Source organism: Acidovorax sp. NB1, from assembly GCF_005405905.1.
Taxonomy (GTDB): domain Bacteria; phylum Pseudomonadota; class Gammaproteobacteria; order Burkholderiales; family Burkholderiaceae_C; genus Acidovorax.
The window spans coordinates 280,333-301,225 of the sequence record NZ_BJHU01000013.1 but is presented as its reverse complement, the minus strand read 5'-3'; the positions used below and the strand labels follow the sequence as shown (position 1 = coordinate 301,225).

General features: G+C 61.4%; 18 protein-coding genes. 12 read left to right on the top strand and 6 right to left on the bottom strand.

The window, feature by feature from the left end:
* Nucleotides 1-16 precede the first annotated feature (16 nt).
* A complete protein-coding gene (locus tag AvAM_RS06140; protein WP_137746257.1) occupies nt 17-274 on the bottom strand; it encodes a hypothetical protein in 258 nt (85 codons plus the stop codon).
* Between the two features lie 501 nt (nt 275-775).
* Between AvAM_RS06140 and AvAM_RS06130 the strand changes: the two genes are divergently transcribed.
* The 9 genes from AvAM_RS06130 (at nt 776) to AvAM_RS06090 (ending at nt 12,467) form a co-directional block, all read left to right on the top strand.
* A complete protein-coding gene (locus AvAM_RS06130; RefSeq protein WP_137746255.1) occupies nt 776-1,357 on the top strand; it encodes a GspH/FimT family pseudopilin in 582 nt (193 codons plus the stop codon).
* On the top strand, nt 1,351-1,992 hold the full coding sequence (pilV, locus tag AvAM_RS06125; protein WP_137746254.1) for a type IV pilus modification protein PilV: 642 nt from the start codon (nt 1,351-1,353) through the stop codon (nt 1,990-1,992). Before AvAM_RS06130 ends, pilV begins: the two co-directional genes overlap by 7 nt.
* A gap of 66 nt (nt 1,993-2,058) precedes the next feature.
* Nucleotides 2,059-2,874 carry a PilW family protein gene (locus tag AvAM_RS06120; protein WP_137746253.1) on the top strand — a complete coding sequence of 272 codons (816 nt, stop codon included), beginning with the start codon at nt 2,059-2,061 and terminating at the stop codon, nt 2,872-2,874.
* A gap of 7 nt (nt 2,875-2,881) precedes the next feature.
* Nucleotides 2,882-3,562: a PilX N-terminal domain-containing pilus assembly protein gene (locus tag AvAM_RS06115; RefSeq protein WP_249367969.1), complete on the top strand. Its 681-nt coding sequence runs from the start codon at nt 2,882-2,884 to the stop codon at nt 3,560-3,562.
* Nucleotides 3,563-3,586: 24 nt separating this feature from the next.
* The gene (locus AvAM_RS06110; RefSeq protein WP_137746251.1) at nt 3,587-6,910 is read left to right on the top strand and encodes a pilus assembly protein; all 3,324 of its coding nucleotides are present in this window, start codon (nt 3,587-3,589) and stop codon (nt 6,908-6,910) included.
* Between the two features lie 25 nt (nt 6,911-6,935).
* A complete protein-coding gene (locus AvAM_RS06105; protein ID WP_137746250.1) occupies nt 6,936-7,361 on the top strand; it encodes a type IV pilin protein in 426 nt (141 codons plus the stop codon).
* 53 nt (nt 7,362-7,414) lie between these two features.
* Nucleotides 7,415-8,530, top strand: coding sequence for a bifunctional diaminohydroxyphosphoribosylaminopyrimidine deaminase/5-amino-6-(5-phosphoribosylamino)uracil reductase RibD (gene ribD, locus AvAM_RS06100; RefSeq protein ID WP_137746249.1), 1,116 nt, complete (start codon nt 7,415-7,417; stop codon nt 8,528-8,530).
* Nucleotides 8,531-9,160: 630 nt separating this feature from the next.
* Entirely contained in the window at nt 9,161-10,363 is a 1,203-nt protein-coding gene (locus tag AvAM_RS06095; protein WP_137746248.1) for an ammonium transporter, read from the top strand.
* A gap of 166 nt (nt 10,364-10,529) precedes the next feature.
* The gene (locus tag AvAM_RS06090) at nt 10,530-12,467 is read left to right on the top strand and encodes a phospholipase D family protein (protein WP_249367967.1); all 1,938 of its coding nucleotides are present in this window, start codon (nt 10,530-10,532) and stop codon (nt 12,465-12,467) included.
* Between the two features lie 33 nt (nt 12,468-12,500).
* Here AvAM_RS06090 and AvAM_RS06085 read toward each other — a convergent pair whose 3' ends face one another.
* Nucleotides 12,501-13,472 carry a tRNA-dihydrouridine synthase gene (locus AvAM_RS06085; RefSeq protein ID WP_137746247.1) on the bottom strand — a complete coding sequence of 324 codons (972 nt, stop codon included), beginning with the start codon at nt 13,470-13,472 and terminating at the stop codon, nt 12,501-12,503.
* Nucleotides 13,473-13,705: 233 nt separating this feature from the next.
* On the opposite strand from AvAM_RS06085, the gene AvAM_RS06080 reads away from it, so the two are divergent.
* Entirely contained in the window at nt 13,706-14,284 is a 579-nt protein-coding gene (locus AvAM_RS06080) for a hypothetical protein (protein WP_137746246.1), read from the top strand.
* Nucleotides 14,285-14,302: 18 nt separating this feature from the next.
* Here AvAM_RS06080 and AvAM_RS06075 read toward each other — a convergent pair whose 3' ends face one another.
* The 3 genes from AvAM_RS06075 to AvAM_RS06060 form a co-directional block, all read right to left on the bottom strand.
* Complete coding sequence (locus tag AvAM_RS06075; protein ID WP_137746245.1) at nt 14,303-15,463, bottom strand: class I SAM-dependent methyltransferase; 1,161 nt, start codon at nt 15,461-15,463, stop codon at nt 14,303-14,305.
* A gap of 8 nt (nt 15,464-15,471) precedes the next feature.
* Nucleotides 15,472-15,996 (bottom strand): GNAT family N-acetyltransferase, encoded by a 525-nt coding sequence (locus AvAM_RS06070; protein ID WP_137746244.1) that lies wholly within the window; start codon nt 15,994-15,996, stop codon nt 15,472-15,474.
* Nucleotides 15,997-16,174: 178 nt separating this feature from the next.
* A complete protein-coding gene (locus AvAM_RS06060) occupies nt 16,175-16,759 on the bottom strand; it encodes a hypothetical protein (protein ID WP_137746243.1) in 585 nt (194 codons plus the stop codon).
* A gap of 175 nt (nt 16,760-16,934) precedes the next feature.
* Here AvAM_RS06060 and AvAM_RS06055 point away from each other — a divergent pair, with 175 nt between their 5' ends.
* Nucleotides 16,935-17,594: a response regulator transcription factor gene (locus AvAM_RS06055; protein WP_137746242.1), complete on the top strand. Its 660-nt coding sequence runs from the start codon at nt 16,935-16,937 to the stop codon at nt 17,592-17,594.
* Nucleotides 17,581-19,482 (top strand): ATP-binding protein, encoded by a 1,902-nt coding sequence (locus tag AvAM_RS06050; protein ID WP_249367965.1) that lies wholly within the window; start codon nt 17,581-17,583, stop codon nt 19,480-19,482. The genes AvAM_RS06055 and AvAM_RS06050 overlap by 14 nt, the downstream gene beginning before the upstream one ends.
* On the opposite strand, the gene AvAM_RS06045 is transcribed toward AvAM_RS06050, so the two are convergent.
* On the bottom strand, nt 19,454-20,893 hold the full coding sequence (locus AvAM_RS06045; protein WP_137746241.1) for a coniferyl aldehyde dehydrogenase: 1,440 nt from the start codon (nt 20,891-20,893) through the stop codon (nt 19,454-19,456). The two genes, AvAM_RS06050 and AvAM_RS06045, sit on opposite strands and share 29 nt — an antisense overlap.

The following is a 20,893-nucleotide window of genomic DNA, read 5'->3' as shown; positions in this document are numbered from 1 at the left end:
CATTCGAGGTCCTCAACTAAGTTGCCGAGAGGGCAGCCAGCAGGTTTTCACGAAGAGGAAAGAAAGATACCCAAAGTTTGCCCCCCAGCTCATCGCCACCCGAAGGAGCCTCATCATCACGACACACCACGCCTTTTCCAATAACTCCACAGATGAGACCTTCTTTAATTTTAGCAGAACAGCGCAAATAGCAGGCAAAAAACAAAGGGGATCGATAATTTTTATAATAGACAATGGGCGAAAAAATGCCCCCCAGCGCCTGGACTCGCTTCAAAAAGGATAAATCAATTAAATATCAAAAATTCGAAATATGAGAATGAAATATCTTAATAAGATCAGCCCTCATGCCATTTTTTCAAACATCACCGGAATTACCTAAAACACATAGCCGCCATCCAACATTACTGAAATTTTAAACTCGATCAATCCAAAAATGCGATCAACAACTTTTCAATTAATTTACGCGCTTATTTTTCTTGCGACCCTCAGCACTCCAAATGCAGCCCACTTAAAAACCCACACAAAAAAGGATCCCAACACAGCACAAAGTACCAGTGGCCCCACAAACAAACAGACTCGCGCCAAGCAGCCAAAGAGCAGCTCGGAAGAGTCAAGTGCCGAGAGAGACCGTCGATTGAAACGCGAGTGCCGAGGCCGCAACAATGCAGGTGCATGCCTCGGCTACACACGATAGCGAACACCGCTCATCACTCCGTCGAAGCCACCCATCCAACCCGCACCTCCGGACAAACTCCAGAGACATATGATGCGAAGCATGCACGCACCCCACACTGACCCAGCAAGGCGACTAGCCCAGACGTCGCGGCACGCTCTAGGCTTCACCGCCCTTGAGCTGCTGATTGTCATCACAATTCTGGCCGTGCTTACAGCCATGGCACTCCCAAGCTTTGGTCCCATGATTGAGCGCTGGCGCACAAACCAAACGGTAAGCAACATAACCAGCACAATTTATGTGGCACGATCGGAGGCAATCAAGCGAGGCGGCAAGGTTAGTGTTAGAAAAATTGCAAATGGCACGGATGGCTGCACATTCGCTTCGACCAATCAAGAATGGAGCTGCGGATGGATTATTTTTGCGGACACAGATGAGGACGGGAATCTAGATGCGGGAGAAGAAGTCCTGCAATCTTTTCAAATGCCCACGAGTGTAAATGTTATGAACAACAATAGCGCAGCATCATTTCGCTTCGATCGATGGGGGCGGACCAATAATATTAATGCAGCCAGCTTCGCCATTGTCCCACGAGCAGGTGGCGTGACATCACCCGCCGCGACTGCGGTTTGCTTTTCATCTGGCGGGCGAGTCCGTGTTGTTAAAGAAAGCGTGACATGCTAGTTTATGATCCCTCCCGCAATCGCAAGGCCTCTCAAAAAGGGATTACGCTCCTCGAATCATTGGTTGCAATCGTAGTAATGGCGCTTGGATTACTCGGCGTAGTGGGCATTCAGATGCGAACACTAGCCGACACCCAAACCGGCGTCAGGCGCGCTCAAGCCGTCAAGCTGATTGAGGACCTTAGTGAGCGGGTCAGAGCTAACCCAAACGCAATTGGAAACGCCGCCAGCTATGCCGTTGCGTGGGCATCGACATTGGGCTCCCCCCCGGCTTGTGCGATCGACTCAGGATTTCCCACCTCAAACTGCACAGCAGCCCAATTGGCCGCTTACGACGTGGATCGCTGGTTGCGCAGTGTGAGGGCAAATTTACCCGTTGGTGATGCAACTGTCTTTGTTTCTGGAAGCGATGCCAGGCAGTTGGGGGTGATGCTCTCCTGGCGAGAAAATGAACGCGCCCGTGAAGGTGATTCATTGGCAGATACCTCCGCATACAAGGCCATTTTTTCAGTGACTGGAACTTCATCCTCTGGATCTGTAACCTGCCCAGCGGGGAAAATTTGCCACTTGCAATATATCAACCTTACTCAACGCTGCATACCCAGCGGCCCGCTGGTTTTTTGTTCTGACATTTGAATAAAGCCTATGATGCACACAAGCCCAACAGCGCATAGCACCTTCAATTCATATATTTCCTCCCGCATGCAGAACAAAGAACGCGGAGCCACACTTATAGAATTATTGGTTGGTTTGACAATCGGCCTGCTCACAATTAGTGTTGGCCTAGGTGCGATTATGGTATCGCGGGGGGTAACCACCACGATTAGTGACACCACCACTCTGCAACAACAGGCATCTTATGCTTTCAGAGTAATTGGACAACAACTACGCCAAGCTGGAGGAAGACCACTCAATACAGCAGCGGATCCGCGTGATGCAGCGACATTTGTTCAACCGACTGCTGTTACGTTATCTGGCCTCCCACCCATTGCAGGACTGGACGCACCGACAGCTAGCCAGTTCATAATCTCGTTGCGATATGTCAATGCGAGCGATTCCATTTATCCATCCCCACCTTCTTCCACGCCAATCGAGGGATATCTTGTCAGTGATTGCTTAGGAGAAAACAATGGAGTTGCTTCAGCTCCAATCATTCTCAATCAATTTCGGAAAAATGGCACCGACCTTGAATGCTCTAACAGTATTGGCAATATTCAACCAATCATTAGCAACTTGGTAGACATAAGGATTCGCTATCTACAACAAAAATTGAACGTAGCAGATAACCAGCCACAATTTCGCTATGCATCTGCAGCCAACCTGAGCCCCACCGACTGGCCTGAGGTATATGGCATTGAAGTATGCCTTGAGCTAGAGGGTGAGCAAATCATAGATACCGTCGGTGCAAGCTATACAAAATGCGACGGAACCACTGCAACCCGAGGAAACAGATTACGAATGGTATTCAAGAACATATTCCACATTCGTAACCATGCATGGCCCAAAGCCATATCGTGAGTTAGTCATGAAAAAATATAAAAATCAACAAGGCATCTCGCTTTTCATTGTCATCGTATTGGTTTTGATGTCAATGCTGCTGGCCTTGTGGGCATCAAGAACAGCGTTTTTTAACGAACTCATCGTGGGAAACGATACAGATTACCAGAGGGCGTTTGAGGCAGCACAAGTGATGCTGCAAGACGCCGAACTGGATATTCGCCAGGGCATAGAATTGGGAACAAACCAGCGAGCAGTCGTCAGTTCAACTTTTTATCCAACTGCTCATGACGAGCTCGATGCACTGACTTACGCCCTCGATGCTCAGACCACAAAATGCTTCAACGGCATTTGCCAGTTTCGCACTGGTGCGCAGGACTTTTGGAATAACTCTATCACGATGAGCGCCATGATTGCTGCCAATATTGGAGCTAGATACGGCCAGTACACAGGGGGAAGCGCTGGAACTTCCAGTAACTCCATCTTGGCAGACACTACGGCAGGCAGAGGGGCTTGGTACTGGGTAGAAGTCATTAAGTATGAACCCAAAGAAACCGGTCCAGGTGTGTTAGCTGGGGCAGAGCCTGAAGTAGTAAATGCCAAGATCTTCTTTCGCATTACAGCTATTGCTCGCGGACTCAAGCCGAGCACACAAGTTGTTTTACAAAACATCGTAGCGTTCCCATCCATATCTGGCGAAACCAAGTAATTCACGGCGACATCAGGAAATTATATGAAAACAAATCATAACTTTCGGAAAAATGCCATAGCGCTAATCATCAGCACCATTGGCTGTCCCCAAATGGTTCTGGCGGGCGACTTCTTGAGCCTAGTCCAATACCCAGCCGGTTCAGCAAGCAGAGAGCCGGCGCCAAATATCATCGTATCAGTTGACAATTCTGGCAGTATGGGCGCAGCCGGCATTACTGCACTGAAAGATGCGCTGAAAGAAACCTTCAAACCCACTAACGTGCCGGATGATTCCATACGACTTGCCTATCAGTCCCTTTGGGGTTGCAATACCATACCCAGCACCGACGCGAGTTGCAATAGCAAAAACTCAATGAAAGTCCTGCGAGGACTAGAGGACCCCACGGACGATAGTCATCGCGGAAATTTCATCAAATGGGTGAATACACTGGCCGCAGGAGGAAACACCCCAACTCACCGCATGCAAGGGATTGCAGGTGAATACCTGAAAACCACAGGAATCAACAATCCATATAATTTTGACCCCGGCACCACTGAGGCTCCCGTACATGCATGCCGCCGCTCGTATAACATTTTGATGACCGATGGCGGTTGGAATAACAACCCAGCCAATACCATCAACAACGACGACGGCACCAACCACACTTTGCCGGACGGAACGTCCTACGATATTACAGCACCTGAAACACGTATATACAGAGATAACTGGGGAACGAATGCCGTATCCACACTATCTGATATGGCATTTTATTACTGGAGGCATGATCTCCAATCAGGGATCAACAATCAAGTTGTTCCACTCATAAAAAAATCAGGTTCTGAAACATTTGCCGACGGAGCCACCACGGCAACCATCCCACAGTACTGGAATCCAAAGAACAATCCTGCCAACTGGCAGCACATGGTCACGTATACGATTGGATACAACGCAGCGGCAAACTGGACCAATATTGGTACCAATCCCATGTTCAACATTGCACAAGGCATGTATGGCGGGGATTTTTCGCGCGCTATTGTTGGGACCAGACTGTGGCGAGATCCCCTGACCACCAATGAAACTGGCCGGCAAGAAGAACTCTGGCACACTGCCATAAATAGCCGAGGCAAGTTTTATCCAGCGCAGACGTCACAAGATTTGGTTAATGCTTTTAAAGATATTGTTGGCACAATTATTGCCGACTCCACTAGGCCGATAACTGGATTTTCAAGCGCTTCCAGCTCCATCAGCAATCAAGGAACTACGGCTTTCTTCTCCACCTACGAAGCAGATGGTTGGATTGGTGGGATTGGATCGAAAACAGTTGCTGTTGCGACTGGGACACTCTCCGACAACACAGCGTGGGGAATGACCTCAACCCTGCCAATAAGAGGAAAGACAACAGGAGATAAGCTGGATGAACTGTCGACTGCCGACGTATCTTCCAGATTAATTTTCACATACAACGACACGACGACCGCTGGCACAACATTTACTTGGACGAACCTTAGTGCAGCTCAAAAAATTCTGTTAAACACTGTTGATACAGTGACCGATGCCCTTGGAGAAGACCGACTGAACTACATTCGAGGCGACAGAACCAAAGAAGGGACAACCGTTACGGAGCCATTCCGGGTTCGTCGTTCTCGGCAGGGTGATATTGCAAACTCCACATTGTGGTACGTCGGCCCTCCCAATAATGGTCTGACTGTAGATGGGTATCGCACCTTTGCAAATGCACAGCGTTATCGTATGCCTATGCTTTATGTTGGCGGTAACGATGGCATGCTGCATGGTTTTTCAGCTGCAGATGGTGCGGAGAAGATTGCATATGTTCCTCAGGGGGTCATAAAAAATCTTTCCCAGCTGTCGAAACAAGATTACAGCCACCGCTATTTTGTTGATGGATCACCTTTCACGGGTGATGTCAATACAGGAACCAGTGCGCTTCCGTCATGGAAAACAATGTTGGTGGGAACATTGGGCGCTGGCGGCAAAGGCTATTATGTTCTGGATGTCACCCGCCCTGGATACACGGGAGGGACAGAAACCTCCAACCTCTCAGCAGCCAACGCATCTTCGCTCGTCGTGATGGACAAGACCGATGGAGTGGATAGCGATATTGGTTATATTTTTGGAGACCCTGTTACTTCAGAGAACAACTCACAGATTGCTACCCAGATTACGCGCATGAATAATGGCCGTTGGGCTGTTGTATTGGGCAATGGTTATAACAGCGGCAGTGAAGATCCCGTTCTTTTGATTCAATATCTCGATGGAGACAAATCCATCAAAAAGATCAATGCTGCGAGTACAGGAGCGGAATCTGCAGCAAATGGACTTTCTACGCCACGCTTGCTGGATGTGAATGGCGATGGCACCGTGGATATTATTTATGCAGGAGATTTGCGCGGTAATATTTGGAAGTTTGATGTATCTAACGCAGATGCAAGCAACTGGAAAGTAGCATTCTCCTCGGCAGGATGCACGGCATGCACCCCCTTCTACACTGCGGTGGAAAAGGCAAATACTGCAAATCGCCAACCAATTACTGCAGCCGTTAATCTGAGGCCTAACGTTACTGTCGGTGGCATGATGGTTGTTTTTGGGACAGGTAGAAATTTAACCGAAGGCGACCGAACGGACGTAACGGTTCAAACACTTTACTCGATATTGGACAATACACGCTACAAGCTGGATACAGCCGCTGGCCCCAATTTAGGCAAGGTGCTTGAGGATACATCCACAGTAACACCAACAGCCGTCGGAACCAACGGACGAGATACAAAACTTGCAGAACGCGTGTTTAGCGCACCAGTCATTGCCGGACAGGGAACCAGTAGCAATTCAAGCTTCTGGCGCATGCCCGCTACCCAGACAGCACTGGCTTACTCCCTCGCTGGCACTCAAAAGGGTTGGTATTTTGAATTACCGATTGCTGGGGAACGGGTTTTGAGCATGCCCACTTTCTTTGATGGCAGCGACGTCATTGATCTCCTCAGTATAGTTCCTGCATCCGGAGGCAACACAACTGGAGAAACCTGCCAACCCACCTCTTCGCCTGCCCGGGGCTACAGAACGTTTCTAGGTGTTCAGTATGGTTTGAAACCTACGCAGCAAATCCTGGATGCTAACGGCGACGGTCTTTATCAGGCGGCCGCCGCACAGGACAATGACACGAATCGTACAACCACATCTCCCAAAGGCATTTCCTTGAGAGGAAAAGGGATTATTATCAAAATTGGCGGCGGCAGCGGTGGCGGTGGCGGTGGCGGTGGCGGTAGTGGCCCCCTCCCCCCCGGTACAGAACCACCACAACTACAGCTAGCCAAGCCAGCATCGACAGTCAATTGGCGGCAATTGCAGTAACTTAGGTATCGGAGGTGGATTTCAGATGAATCAGCAACAAAGAGGCTTCACTTTGATTGAAGTCATGATTGTGGTCGCCATCGTGGCCGTTCTTGCAGCCATTGCATTGCCTAGTTACTCGGAGTATGTTCGCCGCGGGTACCGCGCAGAAGCCCGCGCCGCCTTGCTTCAAGCGTCGCAATGGATGGAGCGTGCGGCCACAGCTACCGGCACTTACCCGTTGACAGCATCGTTTCCGACGACACTCACTACGATTAATTCTGGCCGCTACACCATTGCAGTGGCATCACCACCAGGAGGTGCAGCATCAGGAACCGCATACACACTGACAGCAACTCCTGCAGGCGGGCAACTTGGTGACAAATGCGGCAACTACACGTTGACGCATACTGGCGTCCGAGGCGCAGCCTCTGGAGTGCAACCCTTGATGAATGAATGCTGGAACAGGTAGGCCCCCCCTTACTAGCCCGCTATTGGCCCTTGCCTATGCATTAGCATCCGCCCATGCACCGCACTGACGAGTTGACGACCATGATGAACAAAGCGCTTGGGCTTGCCGCCCAGGCGCTTTTTGTTTCCAACCCCAACCCGCGCGTTGGCTGTGTGCTGGTGGCGCCAGACGGGCGGGAAATAGGCAGTGGTCATACACAGCAGGCAGGAGGCCCCCATGCGGAAGTTGTGGCGCTGCGATCCGCGCAAGAAGCAGGGCACAGCACCCGAGGGGCGACTGCCTATGTGACTTTGGAGCCCTGCGCGCACCAGGGGCGTACAGGGCCGTGCAGCGACGCCTTGGTGGCGGCCGGGATTGGCAAGGTGGTGGCGTCCCTCACCGACCCGAACCCCTTGGTCGCCGGGCAGGGATTTGCCCGGTTGCGTGCGGCAGGGGTGGAGGTGGAGGTCGGCCCCGGGGCGGATGAATCACGCGAACTCAATATCGGATTCTTCAGCCGGATGGTGCGGGGTACGCCCTGGGTGCGCCTGAAGACTGCGGCTTCGCTGGATGGCACCACCGCGCTCCCCAACGGAGCCAGCCAGTGGATCACGTCGCCTTCAGCCCGTGCCGATGGCCATGCCTGGCGCGCGCGCGCCTGTGCAGTGCTCACAGGCATTGGCACTGTGCTGGACGACAACCCACGCCTGGATGTGCGCGAGGTGTCCACCCCGCGCCAACCCCATGTGGTGGTGGTGGACAGCCAGTTGCAGACCCCACCGGACGCCCGCCTCTTTTTGGAGGGCCGCGCCACCTACATTTACGCGGCCATCCAGAACGATGAAAAGAGGGTCGCCCTGGAGGCACGTGGTGCCACCGTGGTCTGCTTGCCCACCGCGCAGGGCAAAGTGGATTTGCCTGCAATGCTGCGCGACCTGGCCTCTCGTGGGGTGAATGAGCTGCACGTCGAAGCCGGCCACAAGCTCAATGGTTCGCTGGTGCGCGAGGGGCTGGTGGATGAGATGCTGGTATATCTGGCCCCCATGCTGCTGGGCTCTGGGTTCGGACTGGCCCAGCTGGGGCCTTTCGAAGTGCTGTCGCAGGGGCTGCAGCTGAACTTCAGGTCGGTGGAAGCACTGGGACCGGACCTGCGCATCGTGGCCCGGGTGCCTGGGCGCGAAGCTTTTTGACGCAGCAGGCATCCCCTGTCTTTCACTGCGTCAAGGTTTTGCACCGCGCGACCGGCGCCCGCCCCGGTGGAATCGCAACCCGGCAGGCGCCCACCTCCATAGGCCGCATGCCGCCACAGCTTGGGTTCAGCAGGCCCCAGTAGCAACCACTCTTCTCAATACTCTTTCTGCTACACGCGCGGCCATAGGCCTATTCAGAGGACTCCAGGCATCAAGCCCTCTCCAGCGGCGCCGGACAAGCGCTTACGGGGAAATGTTTCGCGAACCAGGCAGGGGGCAATGAGTCCAGAGCAGATTGGGACGGGCTGCTGGGAGTCCCAGGGCATGCTCAGCAGTTGGCCCCCCAAGAGCATTGAAATGCCGCAGGCCGCCAGCGCCCGCAGACGCCACCATCGCAGTGATGCGCGGTGATCTGCAAGAAAGCTCCCCAAGCACCTCGGTGGATTGACCACAGCCCCTGGTCCAACGAACCGTGCCCGCAGGGCACCCCGCCACCCATTGCCACGCCGCCCCATCTCAGTGCAGATACTCGCACCAATATCTGGCACGACTTTTGCATCAATCTGGTGCAAATCTGCTGCAGACACTCAAAATGCACCAGAGTCGATCAATCACTAGCGCGAGGACGTTATGGAAGCACTCAAACAGGGCACGGATGCTCTGTTCATTCTGCTCGGGGCGATCATGGTGTTGGCCATGCACGCCGGTTTTGCCTTTCTGGAGCTGGGCACGGTCCGCAAGAAGAACCAGGTGAATGCGCTGGTGAAGATCCTGGTGGACTTCTCTGTGTCCACCGTCGTCTACTTTGTGGTGGGGTACAGCGTGGCCTACGGCACGCATTTCTTCATGGGGGCAGAAGCGCTGGCGCAGCAAAGCGGCTACGCGCTGGTCAAGTTCTTCTTCCTGCTCACGTTTGCGGCCGCCATTCCGGCCATCGTGTCCGGGGGGATTGCCGAGCGGGCCAAGTTCTGGCCCCAGCTCATGGCCACGGCGGTCATTGTGGGTTTTGTGTATCCCTTCTTTGAGGGCATTGCCTGGAACCAGCATTTCGGCGTGCAGGCCTGGATCAAGGCCGTCACGGGCGAAGAGTTTCATGACTTTGCGGGCTCGGTGGTGGTGCATGCCATGGGCGGCTGGATTGCCCTGCCCGCCGTGATCCTGCTGGGCTCGCGCGCCAACCGCTACCGCAAGGATGGCGCGATCTCGGCCCACCCACCTTCCAACATCCCCTTCCTGGCGCTGGGCGCCTGGGTGCTCGTGGTGGGCTGGTTTGGCTTCAACGTGATGAGCGCCCAGACCCTGGACAAAATCTCCGGCCTGGTAGCGGTCAACTCGCTCATGGCCATGGTGGGCGGAACGCTTGCAGCGCTGGTGCTGGGCAAAAACGACCCGGGCTTTGTGCACAACGGCCCGCTGGCCGGGCTGGTGGCCGTGTGTGCAGGCTCGGACCTGATGCATCCCCTGGGGGCGCTGGTGGTGGGCGCTGTGGCGGGCGCCATCTTTGTGCTGATGTTCACCCTTACCCAGAACAAATGGAAGATTGACGACGTTCTGGGCGTCTGGCCTCTGCATGGCCTGTGTGGCACCTGGGGCGGGCTGGCGGCGGGGATCTTCGGCAGCAAGGCGCTGGGGGGCTTGGGCGGCGTCAGCCTGCCGGCACAGCTGATCGGCACGGGCCTGGGGGTGGTCTGGGCGCTGCTGGGGGGCTTCATCGTCTATGGCCTGCTCAAACACACAGTCGGCCTGCGCCTCACGCAGGAAGAAGAGTTCGACGGCGCCGACCTGTCCATCCACAAGATCAGTGCCACACCCGACCGCGAAGTGAGCTGGTAAGCCGTCAGCGCCGGGCCGGACGTGAGAGGCCTGGGATTGGTGCATCCGTAGGACAGTAGGGCAAATGGGGGCCTCGTCCGACAGGCCCGGGCCTGATGGCGGGATACACCTTGGAGCAACGCCCCTGTGGCTCCAAGGTCACAATCCCCCATCCTCTCATCCCACCATGGCCCCGTTGCTGCCCTCCCCCCTCTTCCTGACCTCCCTGGCCCGCCATGGCCGATGGGGCCTTGCGCTGCTGGCCACCGTAGCCCTCATGGGCTGCGCGGGCCTGCCCAAGGATGTGGAGCGGCCTGTGTCCACCGCTTTGCAAAACCCCAGCGACACCCCACTGGGCCAATGGGTAGAGGCTCGCCGCATGACCCAAAAGGCCCGCCATCCCTCGGGCTTTGTATTGCTCAGCGGCCCCCAGGCGGCCTACAGCAGCCGCCTGGCCCTGGTGGATGCCGCCCAGAAAACGCTGGACCTGCAGTACTACGCGATCCACGCCGACGCCAGCAGCGAGCGCCTGCTGCTCAGCGTGGCAGCCGCCGCCCGGCGCGGTGTGCGCGTGCGGCTGCTGCTGGACGACTTTCACAGCACCGGGCGTGATGCGCTGGTGATGCGGCTGGCCTTTGTGCCCAATGTCGAGATGCGCATGTTCAACCCGCTCACAGGCGCGCGCGGGTCGCCCGTGGGCCGCATGTTCAGCCTGCTGGGCGATTTTTCGCGGGTGCAGCAGCGCATGCACAACAAGCTCTTCATCGCTGACAACGCACTCGGCGTGACGGGCGGGCGCAACCTGGGGGATGCCTACTTCGGCAACTCCGAATCGGGCAACTTTGTGGACCTGGACGTGCTGGCTGCGGGCAGCGTCGTGCAGGATCTTTCGCGCAGCTTCGACAGCTACTGGAACAACGAGCGCGCCTACCCGGTACAGTCGCTCATCACCCGTGAAGAGCTGGACCGCTTGCGCGAGAGCATCCGCGCCGCCGAGGCCACGCAGCAAGAGCGCGTGGAAAGCGCAAGCACCAGCGCAACCGCACCCGGGGCCCCGCCCGCCCCCACCGGGCGCAACACAACGGACACGCGGCGTGCACGCATCTGGAACCAGGAGCCCATGGACCTGAAGCAGGTGCAGTTTGTCTGGGCACCCGCCGCCGTGCTGGCGGACCGGCCCGCCAAGATCCCGCCCGATGGCACCTCCGCCACCCCCCTGCCCGACCAGAACCCGCCGCGCGCCACGCCCGCCAACATCGCGGCGCTGGTCCGCCCTCGGGGCACTGCAATCACAACCACATCCGCTTCGGCGGATGCGCCCACGGCTTCCCAGACAGTCGCCCAGCCCGTGGCGCCACCTGCCTTGTCAGCCAATCCCGCCCTGAGCAATGGCAATGGCAATGGCAATGGCAACACCGCCCCCTCGCTCCCGCCCGACGGCGAAACCACCGCCGAAGCCCAGACCGACACCGTGGTGGACGGCCTGCTGCAGCTCATGGGCCAGGCGCGGCGCGACCTGCTGATCATCTCGCCCTACTTCGTGCCCGGGCCCGACATGGAGCGTGCCTTTGCCGCCGCACGGGCACGGGGCGTGCGTGTGCGGGTGCTCACCAACTCGCTGGCGTCCAACGATGCACCCATTGCCCACGCGGGCTACGCGCGCCACCGGCCCACGCTGCTGGCCATGGGGGTGGAGCTGTACGAAATGCGCAGCGAACTCACCGGGGTGCTGCGCGGGGCCTTCGGCAGCACCGGCAGCATGGGGGGCACGGGCGGCAGCGGAGCCGGCGGCAGCTCGCGCGCCATGCTGCACTCCAAGCTCATGATCGTGGACGGCCGCCTGCTCGTCATCGGCTCGATGAACCTGGACCTGCGCTCGCAGCGGCAGAACACCGAGGTGGCGCTGCTGATCCGCAGTGGCGAGCTGTCACGCCGTGCCACGGCACAGATCGACACCGCCCTGCAAGACGCCGCTTGGCAGGTGCAGCAGACCGACCAGGGCCTGGTATGGCGCGCGCCCAAGGACAGCGGCCTGCCCGACGCCACCACCGAGCCCGATGCCAGCCTGCCCCTGCGCCTGATGCTGCAACTGCTGGGCCCCCTCGCGCCCGACCACCTGCTGTAGCCAAGCACCCGCGCCCCTGCGGTCCGGGGCGGATCAGGCGCCGCTTTGCGCCTGGGCCTGTTGCGCCACCACCCAGGCGGTGATGGCGCGCTGGTCCGTCATGGTGCGCACATGCTGGTACGCCACCTCGGCCTCCACAAACCGCCTGCGCAGCAGGTTGAGCCACTGCTTGAGGCGCCCCGCGCGCTGGCGGGGTTCCAGGTCGTCGCACACCAGCTGCCAGAAGGCTGCGATGTGGGGAATCAAATCGGCCCAGACCACAGGGTCCGCCCCCGGCTGCCCGGCGTCGAAGGCACGGATGGCGCGGGCCAGCCCCGGGTCGGCCACCATGCCGCGCCCCAGCATGAGGGCATCGCAGCCCGAGACATCGCGGCAGCGCTGCGCGTCGGCCACCGTCCAGATCTCGCCATTGGCCACCACCGGGATGGCCACGGCAGCGCGGATGGTGGGGATGTGCTCCCAGTACGCAGGTGGGCGGTAGCCATCGGCCTTGGTGCGGGCATGCACAACCAGCTCGGCCGCGCCCCCGGCCTGCATGGCCTGGGCGCATTCGCGCATCAACCCCGTGTCGTTGAAGCCCAGGCGCATCTTGGCCGACACCGGCAGGTGCACTGGCACGGCGCGGCGCACAGCCCCCACCACGGCGGCAATGCGCTCGGGCTCCTGCAGCAGCGCAGCCCCGCCACCATGGCGGTTGACCACCTTGGCCGGGCAGCCAAAGTTCAGGTCGATGCCCTCCGGCCCCAGCGCGGCCAGGCGTGCGGCGTTCTCGGCCATGCTGACCGGGTCGGAGCCCAGCAGTTGCGCCCGCACGGGCACACCCGCCAGCGTGCGGCTGCCGTTGCGCAGCTCGGGCAGGTAGCGCAGGAACACCTTGTCGGGCAGCAGCGTGCCGGTGATGCGGATGAACTCCGACACGCAGCGGTCCACCCCGCCCACGCGCGTGAGCACGTCGCGCAGCACAAAATCCAGAAGCCCCTCCATGGGGGCAAGCAGCAGGGTCATCGCGGTCGGGGGCGGTGCAGGGCCGCGCACACACGGCACAGCCCTAAGAATATGAATAAAAACAAGCGCTTTCGCCTGATGGATATGCTTTTATAGCTATCAAAAAGTGAGCAAATCTCAGTCTTCGGCCAAACGCCACAGGGCAAAGCCCCCGGATTGTGCGGCAAAGGGTCATCACGGCGTCATGGGGGGCGGCTGCAATGGCGGGCATTCGTGCCCGAACGGAGCCCCCCATGCTGCTACAAAAGACCGACAAAGCCCGCCAGGAGCTATCGCCCGGCGTACGCACCCTGAGCCTGCGCGAACGCTCGCTGCTGCTGCTGGCCGACGGCAAACCGCTGTCCGACCTGCAGGCTATGTACAACGGCATCGGCGCGCAGATTGTGGACAACCTCATGCGCCAGGGCTACCTGACGGGCCCGGCCGAGCTGCCCACGCCCTCCACAGCCCCCCTCCCCTCACCCGCTGAGGCGGAGGCCACCAGCCAAGCCCCGTCCATCGAGCGGCCGGAGCCGGGTGAATCCCTGCGCTCGCTCGCCGGTGCGCGCATGTACCTGTTCGACACCTGCGAGCGGCTGTTTGCCCGCCGCGACCCGGTGCTGGCACAGCATTTTCGCGAGGCCCTGCGCACCGCGCGGGACCGCACCAGCATGCTGGACGTGGGAGATGCCATGTTCGAGGAAGTGGCCCTGGCCGCAGGCACTGAACGCGCCGCCAGCCTGCGCGAGCGGCTGGAGCAACTGCTGCCACGTGCCCCCGGGGCCGCGCCCGGCGTCTATGCCGCCACGCAGCCCGCACTGCTGGAGGGCTGAAGCTCTGAAACTCCAGCCTCAGGCGGCTGCAGCCAGCCGCCAGAGCGAAGTCACCTCCGCCGCCCGCGCCACATGCAGGGCATCCCCCGCATCGGCCGCCTTGGCGTGGACCGGCTTGACATCGTGCCGCCCCCGGACCACCAGGCCTGCTTCGGCAATCCAGCCCAGCAGTTGTTCGCGCGGGCGCAGGCCCAGATGTTCGGCCAGGTCCGACAGGATCAGCCAGCCCTCGCCGCCAGACTCCAGGTGCTCGGGCAGCCCCGCCAGAAAACCCCGCAGCATGCGGCTGCCTTCGTCGTACACGGCGTGTTCGATGGGCGAGCTGGCGCGCGCTGGCACCCAGGGAGGGTTGCACACCACCAGCGGCGCACGGCCGGGCGGAAACAGATGGGTCTGCAGCAGTTCAACCTGGGGCAGCACCCCCAGGCGCTGCAGGTTGTCGCGTGCGCAGGCCAGGGCCCGGGGGTCCTGGTCGGTCGCAACCACCCGCTGGACACCCCGGCGCACCAGCACGGCAGACAACACGCCCGTGCCCACGCCAATGTCAAAGGCCAACGCCTGGCTGGGCAGCGGGGTGCTGGCCACCAGGTCCACATACTCGCCCCGCACGGGCGAGAAAACGCCGTAGTGCGGATGGATCCGGTCGCGGGGCGCTGCGCCCAGCGCGGGCACCTCCACCCCCTTCTTACGCCATTCGTAGGCACCCACCAGGCCCAGCAGCTCGCGCAGCGTGGCCACGCAGCGCTCACCGGTGGCAGGCCCCCAGGCCTGGGTGCAGGCCTCGCGCCAGTCGGGCGCGCGGCGCAGCGCGATGCTGTAGTCGCCTTCCAGCGGGATCAGGATGGACGCCAGCACCCGCGCACGCTGCGCCTGGGCCTGGCGGTGCAGGTGAAAAGCCTCGGAAGGCGTGGCCACTGCAGCCTTCTGGGCGGCCTTGGCAGCCGAGCGGCGGTGTTTGCCGGTCTTGGAATCCGCACGCCGCATGAGCGCCTGCAGCAGGTGCCGGGCGTTCTGGAAATCGCCCTGCCACAGCAGGCCTGTGCCTTCACAGGCCATGCGGTAGGCCGTGTCGGCGGGCAAGGTGTCGTCGGCGGTGACCACCCGGCGCGGCGCCGGGGCGCCAGCTTCGGAGCGCCACTGGGCTTGTTGTGTCTGGCCCTGGCGGCTCCATTCAATCATCGTGTGGCCTATGCGTTGATGGGCCGTTTCAGGCGCACTTCTTCGATCTTCACGCCGCCAATCACATTGGTCTTGGCGGTAGAGAGTTCTTGCTTGAAGCCCGCCATTTCGTGGAAACGAATGGCGCGCTCGTTGCGCAGCGGCACCCATGCTGTGACGTTGGTGCAGCCTTCTTCGTGCAGGCCGTCGCGGGCGGCGTCCCACAGCGCCAGGCCAACGCCTTGGTTCCAGTGGGTGGGCGCAGCGTAGATGGCCCAGATTTCACCCGTGGTGGGGCGGGACTTCTCATCGCGCGAGCGGTCGTAGCCGACAAAGCCGACGATCTTCTCGCCGTCCACCGCCACCTGCACCTGGGGCTCGCAATACTCAATGGCCTCGCGCCAGTAGGCCTGGCGCTTTTCGACCGACGACATGGATTTCAACTGCTCGTCTGGCACCAGCCCTTTGTAAGCCTCTTGGGCGGAGACGGTGTGGATCTGGGCGATGGCTTTTGCATCGCGAAGCGTGGCGGGACGAACCTGGATACTGGACATGAAAAAACCGAACGAAAACAGGGAATGAAAATGCGAAAGGTCGGCATTGTCGCCGCAAACGGTTTTTTGCCCTCCAGAGGCCCCTGTTTTGTCCTCGTCAAACGTTCGGCTTCGCTCCCCAAAATGCGGTGTTTGTGGCATGCACGGCCGGGCACCCGGCCCCGCTCTGCCGCATGGTTCAGGCCATGGCCATCGAGCCCGACAGCGCAGCGCCCACCCCCACCGAGGCCGCCGCACGCTGCACCATGGCCCGCTTGTTGCGCGGGCGCGGCACATGCACCACGGGCGGTGCGCCGTTGATGGCCGCGAGGCTGAGCACCAGCGTCACGGTGCGCGAGCCGCCGTCCCGCTCGTCCGGGGCATAGGCGCGGTAGCTGCCGTTGCCTTGCCCGTGGCTGCGCTGCACGGCATGGAAAGCCACCCGTGCGCCCGTCACCCGGTGGCCGCCAAAGGGCAGCACCCGCAGACGCGCATCGCGGTCCAGTGCCAGGCCCAGGTTGCCTGGGCGGTTGATGAGGTCGGTGCGGATGGCGCGCCAGGTCTGCCCCTGGTCGGCAGAAAACTGCCAGGCTCCGGCCTGGGCATCCAGGTGCTCGATCACCACCCCTGCGGCGGCCAGCATGTCGGGGCAGTTTTCTTCCATGATCTGTGCCAGCGTATTGCCCCCGAGGCCGGCGCCCGCAGGGGCGGCCGGTCGCCGCTCGCCCCCCCGATGGGCACTTGCAGAAGGGGTGGAACCGTGGATCAGCGCATTGGTGGTCATAGGAAGCCCTTTGAAAACGAGGTGGAAGACGAAGGTTTGCGCATCGGCGGGCACTCCAGAAATCTGTTCAACGTGCTTTTCAATGCTTGACGGAAAGTCTAGAAAGTGACCTAGCCTGCGTCCATCGCACAAATGGACTAGCCCGCAACACCCGGTTGTGCGCAATACTTGCCCAATGAGTGCCCTCCAAAGTGCCCGGACGAATGCCCGCCTGCTGCTGGTGGACGACCACGCCCTGTTCCGCACCGGGCTGCGCCTGATCGTGCAGGACCATCCCAGCGTGGGCACGATTGCCGAGGCGGGCTCGATTGCCGACGCCTGTGCACTGCAGCAGGCCGACATCGACCTGGTGCTGCTCGACATCCAGCTGCCCGGCATGAGTGGCCTGGACGGCCTGCGCCTGGTGCGCCAGGCCTGTCCCCAGGCCCGCATCGTGCTGGTGTCCGCCAGCGTGGCGCCCGATGCGGTCCACGAGGCGCGGGCCCGGGGCGCCGACGGTTTTCTGCCCAAATCGGCCAATGCCGAAGACATCCTGGAGGCCATCACCTGCGCGCTGTCGGGCCAGCCCTGCTTCCCGATCAACAGCGGCAACAGCGCCACCACGCGCGGGCCCGATGCGCCCTCGCTCACGGCGCGCCAACTCGATGTGCTCTCGCTGCTGTGCACCGGCAAACCCAACAAGGTGATCGCCCGCGACCTGGGCCTGAGCGAAAACACGGTGCGTGTGCATGTGGCCGCCATCTTTTCGCAGCTGGGCGTAAACAGCCGCAGCGCCGCGCTGCTGGCCGCGCAGCGCCTGGGCCTGTCTACACCACAGCTCCATGACCCCCTCTGACACCGCGCCCGAGCCCCCAGGCGCCCAGCCCCCCACCCGCTGGGGCTGGCCCGTGTGGGAACGCGACGAGGTGCTGCGCGAGCAAGTAGCCCTGCTGCGGCAAAACTTCCCGATGACGCTGCTGGCGTCTCTGGCCACCGCGCTGGGCACCCTGTGGGTCATGGCCCGCGTGGCCGACACGCAGGCCACCACCGTCTGGCTGGCCACCCACGCGCTGGTGGTTGCGGGTGTCTACCTCACGCTGCGCAGCATCTCCCCCTTCTCCGACCCGGCCCCCCAAGCCGCGCGCAAGCTGATTGCCTGCATGGCCGCCATGGGGCTGAGCTGGGGCAGCCTGGGTTATGTGGTGCTGTACTGGGGCACCTCCGACAGCGTGATCTATGCCATCGGCATCATCAGCACGGTCTCGTCCGGCGCACTGGGCCTGGGGGCGCCGCTGTACCGGGCCTATGTCACCTACCTCACCAGCGCCATCGGCGGGGTGATGACGGCCGTGGCGCTGGCCGGCGGGCCCGTGATGTGGCCTGCGCTGTTCCTGAGCGGCGTGTACTACGCGCTGACCTGCCTGCAGGCCCGCACCGCCGACCGGGCCACGCGGCGCAGCATCGCGCTCAAACTCGAAAACGAGCGCCTGGTGAACGAGCTGCGCGCCGAGTCCCAGCGCGCCCTGGCGGCACAAGGGGCCGCCGAGCAGGCCGACCGCGACAAATCGCGTTTTCTGGCGGCCGCCAGCCATGACCTGCGCCAGCCCCTGCATGCCATGGGGCTCTTCCTCGAATCGCTGCAGCGCAGCCCGCTCAACGACCACCAGCGCACGGTGCTCCAGCACGCGCACGCCGCCTCGGGCGCGGCAGCCGAAATGCTCACCACGCTGCTGGACTATTCGCGGCTGGAAGCGGGTGTGGTGAAGGTGCGGCCAGCGGCGTTTGCCGTGCAGCCGCTGCTCACGGCGCTGGAGCAGGAATTCGGCGTGCAGGCCGACACGGCGGGGCTGGTGTACCGCACCCGCGAGACCTCGGCCGCCGCCTTTGCCGACCGCTCGCTGGTCGGGCTGGTGATGCACAACTTCATCTCCAACGCACTGCGCTACACCGCGCGCGGCGGTGTGCTCATTGCCTGCCGCACGCGCGGCAAGCGACTGGCGCTGGAGGTGTGGGACACCGGGGCGGGCATCCCCGTGCACCAGTGGGAAGACATCTTCAAGGAGTTCCACCAGCTCGGCAACCCCGAGCGCGACCGGCGCAAGGGCCTGGGCCTGGGCCTGGCCATCGTGCAGCGGCTGGCGCGCGAGATGAAGACTTCGGTGGAGCTGCGTTCGCACCCCGGCCGGGGCTCGGTGTTCCGGCTGTGGCTGGACCGCTGGCAGGGCGCGCTGGAGGACGATGCCAGCCCCACGCCCCCGGCCCGCAGCCTGGCGGGGTTGAAGGTGCTGGCCATCGACGATGACGAGGCGGTGCGCCTGGGCATGCAATCACTGCTGCAAAGCTGGGGCTGCCAGTGCCTCACGGCCGAGTCCAGCGCCGATGCACTGGAGGCGCTGGAAGACGTGACCCCCGACATCATCATCACGGACTTCCGCCTGCGCCACGAAGAGACCGGCAAGCAGGTGCTGCAGGCGCTGCGCACCTACCTGGGCACGCCTGTGCCCGCCATCATCATGACGGGAGACACCTCGCCTCAGCGCCTGCGCGATGCGCAGTCCACCTCGGCCCTGCTGCTGCACAAACCGGTGTCCACCGGCCAGCTGCGCGATGCCATCGTGCAGCTCATCACCCGCCCCCCGGCCCCGCCGGACGGTGGGACCGCAGCGTCAAACGCCCAAGTGCAAGAGAGCCCAGAGAGCGAGCCCCCCACGACGGCTACAGCCAGCGGCGCAACAAACCCATGACCTGGTCGAACCGGGCGCCATAGGGCGGGTAGAACAGCGCGCCCATCGCCCAGCGCGACTGCACCAGCACCGACTTCTGGTGACAAAAGCGCAGAAAGCCCTGCTCACCGTGGTAGGCGCCCCAGCCGCTGTCGCCCACGCCGCCAAAGGGCAGGTTGTCGTGGGCAATGTGCATCAACGTGTCGTTCACCGTCACGCCGCCACTCACGGTGCGGCGCAGCACGTCGTCACGCACGGCCTCGCTGTCGCCAAACCAGTACAGCGCCAGCGGGCGCGGCCCGGTGTTGATGTGGGCAATGGCGTCATCCAGCCGCTCGTACGAGATCACCGGCAGGATGGGGCCAAAAATTTCCTCCTGCATGAGCTGCATCTGGGAGGTGGCGCCAAACACCAGCGTGGGCAGCATCTGGCGGCTGGCGCCGTCGCCCAGCGTGCCCACCGTGTGGATCACGGGCTTGCCTGCGGCCGGGTCGATGGTCTGCACCTCGGCCCCCTGGGTCTGGGCCTGCTGCAGCATGGTGCGCAGGCGCGCATGGTGGCGCGGGGTGATGATGGAGGCGTAGTCGGCGTTGCCCTCGATGGTGGGGAACAGGCGGGCCACCGCTGCGCGGTAGGCCTGCGCAAATTCGCCCTCGCGCCCCCGAGGCAGCAAAACGTAGTCGGGTGCGATGCAGGTCTGCCCGGCATTCAGCAACTTGCCGTGGGCGATCTTGAGCGCCGCGTCCTGCATGTTGCAGTGGCCGTCGATGATGCAAGGGGACTTGCCGCCCAGCTCCAGCGTGGTGGGCGTGAGGTGCTGCGCCGCCGCCTGCGCCACCTTGCGCCCCACGGCTGTGGAGCCGGTGAACACCAGGTGGTCGAACGGCAGTGAGGCAAACAGCGCCGACAAGTTGGCATCGCCCTGCACCACACAGAACTCGTCAGGGGTAAAAAACTGGGCTACCAGGGCCGCCAGCTGGGCCGAGGTGTGGGGCGTGAGCTCGCTGGGCTTGAGCATCACCCGATTGCCCGCTGCCAGCGCCGTGATGGCGGGCGCCAGGGCCAGCTGCACCGGGTAGTTCCACGGCGCAATCACGCCCACCACACCCAGCGGCTGGCGCTGGATGAAGGCATGGGCGGGCTGCAGATACAGCGGCGTGCGCACCTTCTGGGGTTTGGTCCACTTCGCTAGGTGGCGCAGCGTGTGCGACAGCAGTGCGCGCAGCACAAAGAAGTCGGCCACCTCGGTCAGGCGCGGCGAGCGCATGCCAAAGTCGGCCTGCACCGCTGCGGCCAGCACGGGGCCATGCTCGTCGAGCATCTTGGACAGGCGCAGCAAGCGCTCGCGGCGCACCAGCAGGGGCACATCCACCTGCGCGCGGCTAGCCTGGCGTTGTGAGTCGAAATGGGCGTGGATATCGGCAGGTGTCAT